The 15,022-nt window shown below is 59.5% G+C and carries 3 protein-coding genes, 2 tRNA genes and 3 rRNA genes; all 8 read left to right on the forward strand.

Annotated features, from left to right (window positions below; genetic code table 11):
* Positions 1 to 335: 335 nt before the first annotated feature.
* The 8 genes from ABVN20_RS17120 to recD all read left to right on the forward strand — a co-directional run bounded on the left by ABVN20_RS17120 (position 336) and on the right by recD (position 14,919).
* Positions 336 to 1,872, forward strand: a 16S ribosomal RNA gene (locus ABVN20_RS17120).
* A gap of 81 nt (positions 1,873 to 1,953) precedes the next feature.
* A tRNA-Ile gene (locus ABVN20_RS17125) sits at positions 1,954 to 2,030 on the forward strand.
* 30 nt (positions 2,031 to 2,060) lie between these two features.
* Positions 2,061 to 2,136, forward strand: a tRNA-Ala gene (locus ABVN20_RS17130).
* Between the two features lie 245 nt (positions 2,137 to 2,381).
* Positions 2,382 to 5,275, forward strand: a 23S ribosomal RNA gene (locus tag ABVN20_RS17135).
* 139 nt (positions 5,276 to 5,414) lie between these two features.
* Positions 5,415 to 5,530 (forward strand): 5S ribosomal RNA (gene rrf / locus ABVN20_RS17140).
* Together the 16S, 23S and 5S rRNA genes with 2 tRNA genes alongside form the textbook arrangement of a ribosomal RNA operon.
* 154 nt (positions 5,531 to 5,684) lie before the next feature.
* The gene (gene recC / locus ABVN20_RS17145; RefSeq protein ID WP_368556895.1) at positions 5,685 to 9,137 is read left to right on the forward strand and encodes an exodeoxyribonuclease V subunit gamma; all 3,453 of its coding nucleotides are present in this window, start codon (positions 5,685 to 5,687) and stop codon (positions 9,135 to 9,137) included.
* Positions 9,134 to 12,826 carry an exodeoxyribonuclease V subunit beta gene (gene recB / locus ABVN20_RS17150; protein WP_368556896.1) on the forward strand — a complete coding sequence of 1,231 codons (3,693 nt, stop codon included), beginning with the start codon at positions 9,134 to 9,136 and terminating at the stop codon, positions 12,824 to 12,826. Before recC ends, recB begins: the two co-directional genes overlap by 4 nt.
* On the forward strand, positions 12,823 to 14,919 hold the full coding sequence (recD, locus tag ABVN20_RS17155; RefSeq protein WP_368556897.1) for an exodeoxyribonuclease V subunit alpha: 2,097 nt from the start codon (positions 12,823 to 12,825) through the stop codon (positions 14,917 to 14,919). Before recB ends, recD begins: the two co-directional genes overlap by 4 nt.
* Positions 14,920 to 15,022 lie beyond the last annotated feature (103 nt).

Genomic DNA, 15,022 nt, shown 5'->3' on the forward strand with positions numbered 1-15,022 from the left:
TGTTGACAGCAGCGAGCAACGCTGTAGAATTCGCCTCCCGCTAACGAGAGATCGGAAGCGCAAGTGGTTGAAGTTGAAAAAGAAATTTTGAAAACTTCTGAAAATAACCGCTTGACAGACACGGGGGACGCTGTAGAATGCGCGCCTCGGTTGAGGCGAAAGATCTTAACCAACCGCTCTTTAACAACTGAATCAAGCAATTCGTGTGGGTGCTTGTGGAGTCAGACTGCTAGTCAACAGATTATCAGCATCACAAGTTACTCCGCGAGAAATCAAAGATGTAACCAACGATTGCTGAGCCAAGTTTAGGGTTTTCTCAAAACCCAAAGATGTTTGAACTGAAGAGTTTGATCATGGCTCAGATTGAACGCTGGCGGCAGGCCTAACACATGCAAGTCGAGCGGTAGAGAAAAGCTTGCTTTTCTTGAGAGCGGCGGACGGGTGAGTAATGCCTAGGAATCTGCCTGGTAGTGGGGGATAACGTCCGGAAACGGACGCTAATACCGCATACGTCCTACGGGAGAAAGCAGGGGACCTTCGGGCCTTGCGCTATCAGATGAGCCTAGGTCGGATTAGCTAGTTGGTGAGGTAATGGCTCACCAAGGCGACGATCCGTAACTGGTCTGAGAGGATGATCAGTCACACTGGAACTGAGACACGGTCCAGACTCCTACGGGAGGCAGCAGTGGGGAATATTGGACAATGGGCGAAAGCCTGATCCAGCCATGCCGCGTGTGTGAAGAAGGTCTTCGGATTGTAAAGCACTTTAAGTTGGGAGGAAGGGTTGTAGATTAATACTCTGCAATTTTGACGTTACCGACAGAATAAGCACCGGCTAACTCTGTGCCAGCAGCCGCGGTAATACAGAGGGTGCAAGCGTTAATCGGAATTACTGGGCGTAAAGCGCGCGTAGGTGGTTTGTTAAGTTGGATGTGAAAGCCCCGGGCTCAACCTGGGAACTGCATTCAAAACTGACAAGCTAGAGTATGGTAGAGGGTGGTGGAATTTCCTGTGTAGCGGTGAAATGCGTAGATATAGGAAGGAACACCAGTGGCGAAGGCGACCACCTGGACTGATACTGACACTGAGGTGCGAAAGCGTGGGGAGCAAACAGGATTAGATACCCTGGTAGTCCACGCCGTAAACGATGTCAACTAGCCGTTGGGGACCTTGAGTCTTTAGTGGCGCAGCTAACGCATTAAGTTGACCGCCTGGGGAGTACGGCCGCAAGGTTAAAACTCAAATGAATTGACGGGGGCCCGCACAAGCGGTGGAGCATGTGGTTTAATTCGAAGCAACGCGAAGAACCTTACCAGGCCTTGACATCCAATGAACTTTCCAGAGATGGATTGGTGCCTTCGGGAGCATTGAGACAGGTGCTGCATGGCTGTCGTCAGCTCGTGTCGTGAGATGTTGGGTTAAGTCCCGTAACGAGCGCAACCCTTGTCCTTAGTTACCAGCACGTTATGGTGGGCACTCTAAGGAGACTGCCGGTGACAAACCGGAGGAAGGTGGGGATGACGTCAAGTCATCATGGCCCTTACGGCCTGGGCTACACACGTGCTACAATGGTCGGTACAGAGGGTTGCCAAGCCGCGAGGTGGAGCTAATCCCACAAAACCGATCGTAGTCCGGATCGCAGTCTGCAACTCGACTGCGTGAAGTCGGAATCGCTAGTAATCGCGAATCAGAATGTCGCGGTGAATACGTTCCCGGGCCTTGTACACACCGCCCGTCACACCATGGGAGTGGGTTGCACCAGAAGTAGCTAGTCTAACCTTCGGGGGGACGGTTACCACGGTGTGATTCATGACTGGGGTGAAGTCGTAACAAGGTAGCCGTAGGGGAACCTGCGGCTGGATCACCTCCTTAATCGACGACAGCAGCTGCTCCATGAGCTCCCACACGAATTGCTTGATTCATTGAAGAAGACGAAAGAAGCAGCCCGAAATTGGGTCTGTAGCTCAGTTGGTTAGAGCGCACCCCTGATAAGGGTGAGGTCGGCAGTTCGAATCTGCCCAGACCCACCAATTTTGTGTGGGAAACGCCTGTAGAAATACGGGGCCATAGCTCAGCTGGGAGAGCGCCTGCCTTGCACGCAGGAGGTCAGCGGTTCGATCCCGCTTGGCTCCACCACTACTGCTTCTGAAGTGTAAAGCTTAGAAATGAGCATTCCATCGCCGCGATGATGAATGTTGATTTCTAGTCTTTGACTAGTTCGTTCTTTAAAAATTTGGGTATGTGATAGAAAGATAGACTGAACGTTACTTTCACTGGTAACGGATCAGGCTAAGGTAAAATTTGTGAGTGACTCTTAAGAGTTTTGCGAATTTTCGGCGAATGTCGTCTTCATAGTATAACCAGATTGCTTGGGGTTATATGGTCAAGTGAAGAAGCGCATACGGTGGATGCCTTGGCAGTCAGAGGCGATGAAAGACGTGGTAGCCTGCGAAAAGCTTCGGGGAGTCGGCAAACAGACTTTGATCCGGAGATCTCTGAATGGGGGAACCCAGCCAGCACAAGCTGGTTATCTTAAACTGAATACATAGGTTTAAGAGGCGAACCAGGGGAACTGAAACATCTAAGTACCCTGAGGAAAAGAAATCAACCGAGATTCCCTTAGTAGTGGCGAGCGAACGGGGACTAGCCCTTAAGTGGCTTTGAGATTAGCGGAACGCTCTGGAAAGTGCGGCCATAGTGGGTGATAGCCCTGTACGCGAAAGTCTCTTAGTCATGAAATCGAGTAGGACGGAGCACGAGAAACTTTGTCTGAATATGGGGGGACCATCCTCCAAGGCTAAATACTACTGACTGACCGATAGTGAACTAGTACCGTGAGGGAAAGGCGAAAAGAACCCCGGAGAGGGGAGTGAAATAGATCCTGAAACCGTATGCGTACAAGCAGTGGGAGCAGACTTTGTTCTGTGACTGCGTACCTTTTGTATAATGGGTCAGCGACTTATATTCAGTGGCGAGCTTAACCGAATAGGGGAGGCGTAGCGAAAGCGAGTCTTAATAGGGCGTTTAGTCGCTGGGTATAGACCCGAAACCGGGCGATCTATCCATGGGCAGGTTGAAGGTTAGGTAACACTGACTGGAGGACCGAACCGACTACCGTTGAAAAGTTAGCGGATGACCTGTGGATCGGAGTGAAAGGCTAATCAAGCTCGGAGATAGCTGGTTCTCCTCGAAAGCTATTTAGGTAGCGCCTCATGTATCACTGTAGGGGGTAGAGCACTGTTTCGGCTAGGGGGTCATCCCGACTTACCAAACCGATGCAAACTCCGAATACCTACAAGTGCCGAGCATGGGAGACACACGGCGGGTGCTAACGTCCGTCGTGAAAAGGGAAACAACCCAGACCGTCAGCTAAGGTCCCAAAGTTATGGTTAAGTGGGAAACGATGTGGGAAGGCTTAGACAGCTAGGAGGTTGGCTTAGAAGCAGCCACCCTTTAAAGAAAGCGTAATAGCTCACTAGTCGAGTCGGCCTGCGCGGAAGATGTAACGGGGCTCAAACCATACACCGAAGCTACGGGTATCATCTTCGGATGATGCGGTAGAGGAGCGTTCTGTAAGCCTGTGAAGGTGAGTTGAGAAGCTTGCTGGAGGTATCAGAAGTGCGAATGCTGACATGAGTAACGACAATGGGTGTGAAAAACACCCACGCCGAAAGACCAAGGTTTCCTGCGCAACGTTAATCGACGCAGGGTTAGTCGGTCCCTAAGGCGAGGCTGAAAAGCGTAGTCGATGGAAAACAGGTTAATATTCCTGTACTTCTGGTTATTGCGATGGAGGGACGGAGAAGGCTAGGCCAGCTTGGCGTTGGTTGTCCAAGTTTAAGGTGGTAGGCTGAAATCTTAGGTAAATCCGGGGTTTCAAGGCCGAGAGCTGATGACGAGTTACCTTTCAGGTGACGAAGTGGTTGATGCCATGCTTCCAAGAAAAGCTTCTAAGCTTCAGATAACCAGGAACCGTACCCCAAACCGACACAGGTGGTTGGGTAGAGAATACCAAGGCGCTTGAGAGAACTCGGGTGAAGGAACTAGGCAAAATGGCACCGTAACTTCGGGAGAAGGTGCGCCGATGAGGGTGAAGCACTTGCTGCGTAAGCCCACGTCGGTCGAAGATACCAGGCCGCTGCGACTGTTTATTAAAAACACAGCACTCTGCAAACACGAAAGTGGACGTATAGGGTGTGACGCCTGCCCGGTGCCGGAAGGTTAATTGATGGGGTTAGCTAACGCGAAGCTCTTGATCGAAGCCCCGGTAAACGGCGGCCGTAACTATAACGGTCCTAAGGTAGCGAAATTCCTTGTCGGGTAAGTTCCGACCTGCACGAATGGCGTAACGATGGCGGCGCTGTCTCCACCCGAGACTCAGTGAAATTGAAATCGCTGTGAAGATGCAGTGTATCCGCGGCTAGACGGAAAGACCCCGTGAACCTTTACTATAGCTTTGCACTGGACTTTGAATTTGCTTGTGTAGGATAGGTGGGAGGCTTTGAAGCGTGGACGCCAGTCTGCGTGGAGCCATCCTTGAAATACCACCCTGGCAACTTTGAGGTTCTAACTCAGGTCCGTTATCCGGATCGAGGACAGTGTATGGTGGGTAGTTTGACTGGGGCGGTCTCCTCCTAAAGAGTAACGGAGGAGTACGAAGGTGCGCTCAGACCGGTCGGAAATCGGTCGTAGAGTATAAAGGCAAAAGCGCGCTTGACTGCGAGACAGACACGTCGAGCAGGTACGAAAGTAGGTCTTAGTGATCCGGTGGTTCTGTATGGAAGGGCCATCGCTCAACGGATAAAAGGTACTCCGGGGATAACAGGCTGATACCGCCCAAGAGTTCATATCGACGGCGGTGTTTGGCACCTCGATGTCGGCTCATCACATCCTGGGGCTGAAGCCGGTCCCAAGGGTATGGCTGTTCGCCATTTAAAGTGGTACGCGAGCTGGGTTTAGAACGTCGTGAGACAGTTCGGTCCCTATCTGCCGTGGACGTTTGAGATTTGAGAGGGGCTGCTCCTAGTACGAGAGGACCGGAGTGGACGAACCTCTGGTGTTCCGGTTGTCACGCCAGTGGCATTGCCGGGTAGCTATGTTCGGAAAAGATAACCGCTGAAAGCATCTAAGCGGGAAACTTGCCTCAAGATGAGATCTCACTGGAACCTTGAGTTCCCTGAAGGGCCGTCGAAGACTACGACGTTGATAGGTTGGGTGTGTAAGCGCTGTGAGGCGTTGAGCTAACCAATACTAATTGCCCGTGAGGCTTGACCATATAACACCCAAGCAATTTGAGTCGAATGACCAGATTGCGGTGTTGTGAAGACGAAACAAACCGAAAGTTTGCAACTCACAAAACACCGTCACATACCCGATTCGCTGGAATGTCGAAAGACACGTCAGCTCAAGAATTTCTTGACGACCATAGAGCATTGGAACCACCTGATCCCATCCCGAACTCAGCAGTGAAACGATGCATCGCCGATGGTAGTGTGGGGTTTCCCCATGTGAGAGTAGGTCATCGTCAAGATTAAATTCCGAAACCCCAATTGCGAAAGCAGTTGGGGTTTTGTTTTTGCCGTCAGAAAAGTTTGGCCACTCACAGCCCACGGCTGCGGCTGTCACGCTCTGCCGAGAATGCTAAGGTTCGCCCTTGGCTTTTGTCTCTTTCCAAGGATGCCTTTATGCCGGACGCGACGTCCCTCAGTGCTGGTTTTATGGTGGTTCACGGCAACCGCCTGGACGAGTTGCGCAGCCTGGTGGTCAGCTGGATGCGTCGTTATCCGCTGGCACCCCTGGAAAATGAGATCGCCCTGGTACAGAGCAACGGCATCGCCCAGTGGCTGAAGCTGGCTCTGGCCGAAGACCCGGAAGAGGACGACATGGGTGGTTGCGGTATCGCCGCAGCCATCGACGTACAATTGCCGGGCAGCTTCATGTGGCAGCTCTATCGCATGGTGCTGGGTCGCGATGAAATCCCGGTCAAATCCCTGCTCGATAAAGCCCCGCTGACCTGGCGCCTGATGCGCCTGCTGCCGCAGTTGATCGACCAGCCGCACTTTGAGCCGCTGCAACGCTTCCTCACCCATGACACCGACCTGCGCAAGCGCTACCAACTGGCCGAGCGCCTGGCTGACCTGTTCGACCAGTATCAGGTGTACCGCGCTGACTGGTTGGAAGACTGGGCCGAAGGTCGCCATCAATTGCGCAACGTTCGGGGCGAAGCCAAGCCGTTGACCCCGGCCAACTGCTGGCAGGCCGAGTTGTGGCGAGCGTTGCTGCTGGATGTCGGTGAAGAAGGCATGGCGCAAAGCCGGGCCGGTGTGCACCAGCGCTTCATCGAACGCATCAACACCCTCGAGATCGCGCCCGCCGGGCTGCCTTCGCGGGTGATCGTGTTCGGCATTTCCTCGCTGCCCGCCCAGGCGCTGGAAGCCCTCGCCGGCCTGGCCCGTTTCAGTCAGGTGTTGCTGTGTGTGCACAACCCCTGCCGCCATCACTGGGCAGACATCGTCGCCGACAAGGACCTGCTGCGCCATCAGTACAAACGCCAGGCGCGCAAGAGCGGCATGCCGGTGGTGCTCGACTCGCAAACCCTGCACCAGCACGCCCATCCGCTCCTGGCCGCCTGGGGCAAGCAGGGCCGGGACTACATCAACCTGCTCGACAGCTACGACGATCCCAACAGCTATCGTTCGGCGTTTCGTGACGGGCGCATCGACCTGTTCAGCGACAACCAGCCGTTGAACATGCTCAATCAATTGCAGGACGACATCCTCGAACTGCGCCCGCTGAACGAAACCCGCGAACGCTGGCCCGCCGTGGACCTGCAACAGGATCAGTCGATCCGTTTTCATGTCGCCCACAGTGCCCAGCGCGAAGTGGAAATCCTTCACGATCAGTTGCTCGCCCGCTTCAGTGCCGACAAGGATCTGAAACCCCGCGACATCATCGTGATGGTCCCGGACATCGACAGCTACGCACCGCATATCCGTGCCGTGTTTGGCCAGCTCGATCGCAACGATCCGCGCTTCATTCCCTTCACGCTCGCCGACCAGGGCCAGCGGGGTCGTGATCCGTTGCTGATCGCAGTGGAACATTTGCTCAAGCTGCCCGACAGCCGCTTCCCGGTCAGCGAGATTCTCGACCTGTTGGACGTGCCGGCATTGCGCGCCCGATTCGGCGTCGAAGAACGCGACCTGCCTACTCTGCATCGCTGGATCGAAGGAGCGGGCATCCGCTGGGGTATGAACGCCGGGCAACGGGCTGGCCTGGGCTTGCCGCAGGAGCTGGAGCAGAACAGTTGGCGGTTCGGCTTGCGGCGTATGCTGCTCGGCTATGCCGTGGGCAGTGGCGAGGCCTGCGAAGGCATCGAGCCGTACGACGAAATCGGCGGGCTGGACGCGGCGCTCATCGGCCCGTTGGTGGCCCTGCTCGATGCCCTGGAAATCGCCCATCAGGAATTGTCCGAGCCGGCACCACCCCAGCAGTGGGGGCAGCGCCTGCAAGCGCTGGTGCAGTTGTTTTTCCAGGCCAGCAACGAGCATGACGACTACCTGCTGGGCCAACTCGAAGAGTTGCGCGAAACCTGGCTGGAAACCTGCGAGTCGGTCGGCCTGCATGACAGCTTGCCGTTGACCGTGGTCCGCGAAGCCTGGCTCGCCGGTCTCGATCAAGGGCGGCTGTCCCAGCGCTTCCTGGCCGGTGCGGTGAACTTCTGCACCTTGATGCCGATGCGTGCGATCCCCTTCAAACTGGTGTGCCTGCTGGGCATGAACGACGGCGATTACCCGCGCGCGCAACCGCCGCTGGACTTCGACCTGATGGGCAGCGACTACCGTCCTGGTGACCGTTCTCGCCGTGAAGATGACCGCTACCTGCTGCTGGAGGCTTTGCTGTCCGCCCGTGATCAACTCTATGTCAGTTGGGTGGGCCGCAGCATTCGCGACAACAGCGAGCGTCCGGCGTCGGTATTGATCGGGCAACTGCGTGATCACCTCGCCAGCGGCTGGCGGTTGCACGCGGCCGATGAAGACCTGCTGCACGCCACCACCCAGGAACATCCACTGCAACCGTTCAGCGCCCGCTACTTTCATGAGGGTGATGAGCTGTTCAGTTACGCCAGTGAGTGGCAGGCGCTGCACCAGGCGAATGAGCGCGTAGCCGACAATCAGCCGTTGCCGGCCTACGTGCAGGAAGAGCCGTTGAGTCTCGGCCAGCTTCAGGATTTTCTGCGTAACCCGGTACGACACTTCTTCAGCCAGCGGCTGAAAGTGTTCTTCGAGGCTGCAGAAGTCCCCCTGGCTGACGAAGAACCTTTCGTCCTCGACGCCTTACAACGTTACACCCTCAGCGACAATCTGCTGGGCGCCGCACTGGCCCGGATCGAGGCGGCCGATGAGGTGCTGGAATCCCAGGCCAGACGCCTGCAAAACAGTGGGCTGTTGCCCATGGCCGGGTTTGGCGAATGCCTGCAACGTGAGCTGATCGAACCGCTGCCGGATCTGTTGCAGCGTTATCAACAGCTCCTGGCGTTATGGCCGACTCCGCTTGCCAGCGCGTTGCCGATCAGTCTGCAATCCCATGGGTTGCAGGTCGAAGGCTGGCTCAGCGGCCTGCATCAACGCGCGGACGGCGGGTTGCTGTCGGTCACCACGATCCCCAACAGCATCGGTGGCATCAAGTCACGCAAGTGGCACCGCCTCACCCGTCCGTGGGTCAATCACCTGGTGGCCTGCGCCAGCGGCATGGCGATGACCACGGCGCTGGTGGCCAGTGACGACAGCCTGCTATTGCCACCGATGGAAGAGCAAACCGCGTCGCAAATCCTCGGTGATCTGCTGCAAGCCTGGCAGGCCGGCATGCGCCAGCCGCTGCCGGTCGCGGTGAAGACCGCGTTTGCCTGGCTCGGCCAGACCGATCCGGCCAAGGCCGACGCCGCGGCCCGCAAAGCCTACGAAGGTGACGGCCTGACCACGGACGGCGAGCGGCGCGAAAGCCCGGCGCTGGCCCGGCAGTTCGCCGACTACGACGCGCTGATTGCCGACGAGACCTTCCCGGATTGGTGCAACGCTTTGTACAAACCAATGGTTGACGCTGCCTGGCGCTCATTGAACAGCGAGGAGGCGCGCTCATGACCACGCAAACACCCCTGGCCCTGGCCTTCCCGCTGCGTGGCAGCCAACTGATCGAGGCCAGCGCGGGCACCGGCAAGACCTTCACCATTTCCGCGCTGTACCTGCGCCTGGTTCTGGGACATGGCGGTGAGGCGAATGGCTTTGGTCGGGAATTGTTGCCGCCGCAAATCCTCGTGGTGACCTTCACCGATGCAGCGACCAAGGAACTGCGCGAACGTATTCGTACGCGCCTTGCCGAAGCGGCGCGGTTTTTCCGCGACGAGACCCCGGCGCCGGATGCGCTGATCGCCGAGTTGCGCGATGGGTATCCGCCCGAGCAGTGGCCCGGCTGCGCCAACCGTCTCGACATCGCCGCGCAGTGGATGGATGAAGCCGCGGTCTCGACCATCCACAGTTGGTGTCAGCGCATGCTGCGCGAGCACGCTTTCGACAGCGGCAGCCTGTTCACCCAGAGCCTGGAAACCGACCACAGCGATTTGCTCGGCGAGGTTCTGCGCGATTACTGGCGCCTGTTCTGCTACCCGATGCAGGACGACGCATTGAATTGGGTGCGCAACAATTGGGGCGGTCCTGCGGCGCTGTTGCCAAGGGTCCGTGGCTTGTTCGCCAGCGCCCGCAACAGTGACGACGGCAAGGCGCCTGCCGAGCTGATCGTCGAATGCCTGCAAGAACGGCGGGCGGCCCTGGTTGATCTGAAGCGCCCCTGGCGCGAGTGGGCGGACGAACTGCTTGCGATCTGCCACGCAGGTGTTGCCAGCAAAAACGTCGATGGTCGCAAGATGCAGGCGCGCTACTTTGAGCCCTGGTTCGAGAAGCTCAAAGCCTGGGCCGAAGACGAGTCGCTGGAGCAACTGGACCTCGGCACCGGCTTCACCCGTCTGACGCCTGACGGCATGGCCGAGGCCTGGAAAAAGGGGGAGGTGCCCAGCCATCCCGGACTGGATGCGATGCCGGGTCTCAAGGCCAGTCTCGACGCCTTGCCCACACCAGACGCCGCCGTCCTGCAACACGCCGCCCATTGGGTGAGTGCGCGGTTCGAAGCGGAAAAGCGCCGCCGTGCGGAAATGGGTTTCGACGACATGCTGCTGCGCCTCGATGCCGCGCTGCAAGCCGAGGGTGGCGAACGTCTGGCGACCCTGATCCGTGAGCAGTTCCCAGTGGCGTTGATCGACGAGTTCCAGGACACCGACCCGGTGCAGTACCGCATCTTCGAGAGTATCTATCGCATCGAAGACAACAACCCGGAGTGCGGCCTGTTCCTGATCGGCGACCCCAAGCAGGCGATCTACGCCTTCCGTGGCGCCGACATCTTCACCTACCTGCGCGCGCGCCAGGCCACGGCGGGGCGGCTGCACACCCTGGGCACCAACTTCCGCTCCAGCCATGGCATGGTCGAGGCGGCCAACCATGTGTTCGCCCGCGCCGAATCGCGTGAGACCGGGCGCGGTGCGTTTCTGTTTCGTGAACAGAATGGTGAAAATCCGGTGCCGTTCCTGAACGTGTCGTCCCAGGGCCGCAAGGAGGTATTCAGCCTCGATGGCCAGGAAGTCCCGGCGCTGAACATCTGGCACCTGTCGGCCGAGCAGCCGTTGTCCGGCGCGGTCTATCGCCAGCAACTGGCTGCCACCTGCGCCAGCCAGATCACCGCGTTGCTCAATGGCGGGCAACAGGGCAGGGCCGGGTTCGTCCGGGACGGCAAGGACTTCAAAGGCCTGCTGCCGGCGGACATCGCGATCCTGGTGCGCGACGGCAACGAGGCCCAGGCCGTGCGCGCCGAGCTTACTGCCCGTGGCGTGCGCAGCGTTTATCTGTCCGACAAGGACTCGGTGTTCGCTGCCCAGGAGGCCCACGACCTGCTCACCTGGCTCAAGGCCTGTGCCGAGCCGGATGCCGAGCGCCCGCTGCGCGCCGCCCTGGCCAGCATCACGCTGAACCTGTCGCTGGCCGAGCTTGAGCGCCTGAATCAGGATGAGCTGGCCTGGGAAGCGCGGGTCATGCAGTTCCGCAGTTATCGTGAACTGTGGCGCAAGCAGGGTGTGCTGCCGATGCTGCGGCGCCTGTTGCACGACTTCCAGTTGCCCCAGGCGTTGATCGCACGCAACGACGGCGAGCGGGTGCTGACCAACCTGCTGCACCTGTCCGAATTGCTGCAACAGGCCGCCGCCGAGCTCGATGGCGAGCAGGCGCTGATCCGTCACCTGTCCGAGCACCTGGCACTGTCCGGCCAGGCCGGCGAAGAACAGATCCTGCGCCTGGAAAGCGACGAGCAACTGGTCAAGGTGGTGACCATCCACAAGTCCAAGGGGCTGGAGTATCCGTTGGTGTTCCTGCCGTTCGTGTGCTCGGCCAAGCCGGTGGACGGCAGCCGCCTGCCGCTGCATTACCACGACGAATCCGGCCATGCCCAGGTGACTCTGAAGCCCACGCCGGAGTTGATCGCCCAGGCGGACGACGAGCGCCTGGCCGAGGACCTGCGCCTGCTCTACGTTGCCCTGACGCGCGCACAGCACGCTTGCTGGCTCGGCGTTACCGACCTCAAGCGCGGCAATAACAACAGTTCGGTGTTGCACCTCTCGGCACTCGGTTACCTGCTGGGTGGCGGTGCGGCCCTGGCGGAGCCCGCGGGCCTGAAGCGCTGGCTGGAAGACTTGCAGCAGGACTGTCCGGCATTGACCTACAGCGAGATGCCGGAAAAAACCGACGAGCACTATCAACCGCCGCTCAATCAGGCCGCGTTGCTCGCGGCACTGATCCCCACGCGCAAGGCCAGCGAGAACTGGTGGATCGCCTCCTACAGCGCCCTGCGCATCGGCGACACCCTGAGCGTGGGCAGCGATGAAGCCCCGGAGAACCCGCAGGCGCAAAAGCTGTTCGACGACGAGCGTCTCGACCCCGAAGCACCGCGCGAAACCGTGACGGGCGGCGCCGATATCCATCGTTTCCCGCGCGGCCCCAACCCCGGCACGTTCCTGCATGGCTTGCTCGAGTGGGCCGGTGACGAAGGCTTCGCCGCCACCCCGCAGGCGCTGGAAGATGCGATCGCCCGGCGTTGCAATCGCCGTGGCTGGGAGGGCTGGATCAGCGCCCTGAGTGACTGGTTGCAGCACTTGATCAACTCGCCCTTGCCGGTGGGCGAGGGCCAGCCGCCGGTGATGCTTGCGCAGTTGCAGCAGTACCGGGTCGAGATGGAATTCTGGTTCGCCAGCCACCGGGTCGATGTGCTCAAACTCGATGAACTGGTGCGCCAGCACACCCACAACGGCGTGGCCCGGGTCGCCGCGGAGCCGGTGCTGCTCAATGGCATGTTCAAGGGTTTCATCGACCTGACGTTCGAACACCAGGGCCGTTACTACGTCGCCGATTACAAATCCAACTGGCTGGGCGTCGATGACGCGGCCTACACCGAGCAGGCCATGGAGCAGTCGATCCTCGACAATCGCTACGACCTGCAATACGTGCTGTACCTGCTGGCGCTGCATCGTCAGCTCAAGGCGCGGTTGGCCGATTACGATTACGACCGGCACGTCGGCGGGGCGCTGTACCTGTTCCTGCGCGGCACCCGGGCGGCTTCCCGGGGCGTGTATTTCGCCCGTCCGCCGAAAACCTTGATCGAGCGTCTGGACAGCTTGTTCCAGGGCAAACCGCAACCCAAGGCCGAACCGGCCTGGGTGCAGGGAGAACTGCTATGAGTCGCACTTTCGCCGATCTGCTGCCCACGCCCCTGGCCGCCGAAAGCCTGGCGAGCCTGGCACCGCTGAGTCGTGTCGATGATTTGCTGCTGTTGCTCACGCGCTGGGTCGAGCGCGGCTGGCTGCGTGCACTGGACAAGGCCTTTGTCGCCTTCCTCGCGGAACTGGCCCCGGAGGCCGACCCGCTGGTGCTGCTCGCGGCGGCCTTGACCAGCCATCAACTGGGCCATGGTCACGTGTGCCTGGACCTGTTCGAAACGCTCAAGGAGCCGGACTTCGCCTTGTCCTTGCCTCCCGAGGGCGATCTGAGCAGTGGCGCGATGCTGCTGCCTTCGCAGTTGCTCCAGACACTGGACGGCGCCCATTGGTGCAAGGTCCTCGCGGCCAGTCGGCTGGTGGCTTTGGCGGCGGATGAAAGTGACCTGGCGCAGCAACGGCCACTGGTGCTGTCCGGAAAGCGCCTGTACCTGCGGCGTTACTGGGCCTACGAGCGACGGATCGACAATGCCCTGCGTGTGCGTCTGGCGCAACACGAAACGACCCCCGCTGACTTGGCGCAGCGCCTCACCGGCCTGTTCGGCGAGGCGAAAGCCGGCGAGCCCATCGACTGGCAGAAACTCGCCTGTGCCCTGGCTACCCGAAGTGCCTTCAGCATCGTCACCGGCGGCCCCGGGACCGGCAAGACCACCACGGTGGTGCGCTTGCTGGCGTTGCTCCAGGCACCGGCCGTGGAGGCGGGCAAGCCGTTGCGCATTCGTCTTGCCGCGCCCACCGGTAAAGCGGCGGCACGGTTGACGGAGTCCATCAGCCAGCAGGTCCTTTCGTTGAAAGTCCCCGAGGCGGTGCGGGAAAAAATCCCGTCGGACGTTACTACCGTGCACCGCCTGCTGGGCAGTCGCCCTGGTACCCGACATTTCCGACACCATGCCGGTAATCGTCTGCCGCTGGATGTGCTGGTGGTGGACGAAGCGTCGATGATCGACCTGGAGATGATGGCCAATCTGCTCGATGCGATGCCGGACCACGCCCGCTTGGTGCTGCTGGGTGACAAGGACCAACTGGCATCGGTGGAAGCCGGTGCGGTGCTGGGTGATTTGTGCCGCGACGCCGAGGCCGGCTGGTACAGCCCGCAGACGCGCCAGTGGCTGCAAGCGGTCAGCGGTGAACAGCTTGAATCGAGCGGCTTGCAGGAAGACACCCAAGGCCTGCACCCGCTGGCCCAGCAAGTGGTGATGCTGCGGCATTCGCGTCGGTTTCACGAGGGCAGCGGCATCGGTTTGCTGGCGCGCTGGGTCAACCAGCAGCAACCGGAAGAGGCTCGCAAGTTGCTGGCGCAGCGCAGCCACGCCGATGTGTTTTCGCTGCCGCTCAAAGGCGAGCATGACCGGGCGCTCGAGCGTTTGTTGCTCGATGGCCATGGCGAGGGCCCACAGGGCTATCGGCATTACCTGAGCCTGCTTCGCGAGCGTCGACCGGCGCTCGACAGCCGTTTCGATGACGACTGCTGGACCGAGTGGGCGCGGGATGTACTGCAAGCGTTCGACGCGTTCCAGTTGCTGTGTGCCGTGCGCAAGGGCCCTTGGGGTGTCGAGGGCCTGAATCAGCGGATCACCGACGCGCTGCTCAAGGCCCGGCTGATCGACAGCGATCAACAATGGTACGAAGGCCGACCGGTGTTGATGACCCGCAACGACTATGGCCTGGGCCTGATGAATGGCGACATCGGCATCGCCCTCAAACTGCCAGAACGTGAGGGGCCGGACGCCGGGCGTCAGGTGCTGCGCGTGGCTTTTCCGCGTAACGACGGCCAGGGCGGTGTGCGATTTGTTCTGCCGAGTCGTTTGAATGATGTGGAAACCGTGTACGCCATGACCGTGCACAAATCCCAGGGCTCGGAATTTGCCCACACTGCATTGATCCTGCCGGACGCACTCAACCCGGTGCTGACCAAGGAACTGATCTACACCGGCATCACCCGTGCCAAGCACTGGTTCACCCTGATCGAGCCGCACAAGGGCGTGTTCGAGGAGGCGGTGCGACGCAAGGTCAAGCGCTTGAGTGGTTTGATGCTGGCGCTGGAAGAACGCGTGTAATCAGGAGGTTGAGAGGACGTCGTTCCGGCGCCAAAAAAATGGCTGGAACGCCCGGCCCGCTTGGCCTCGCGGGTGTTTCGGGGCTGTGCTATCGTTGCGGCAC

The sequence above is a fragment of the Pseudomonas sp. MYb118 genome (genome assembly GCF_040947875.1).
GTDB lineage: Bacteria > Pseudomonadota > Gammaproteobacteria > Pseudomonadales > Pseudomonadaceae > Aquipseudomonas.

Coding starts and splice junctions, on each gene's coding strand:
- recB (WP_368556896.1), top strand. CDS start 9,134: ATGACCACGCAAACACCCCTGGCCCTGGCCTTCCCGCTGCGTGGCAGC.
- recC (WP_368556895.1), top strand. CDS start 5,685: ATGCCGGACGCGACGTCCCTCAGTGCTGGTTTTATGGTGGTTCACGGC.
- recD (WP_368556897.1), top strand. CDS start 12,823: ATGAGTCGCACTTTCGCCGATCTGCTGCCCACGCCCCTGGCCGCCGAA.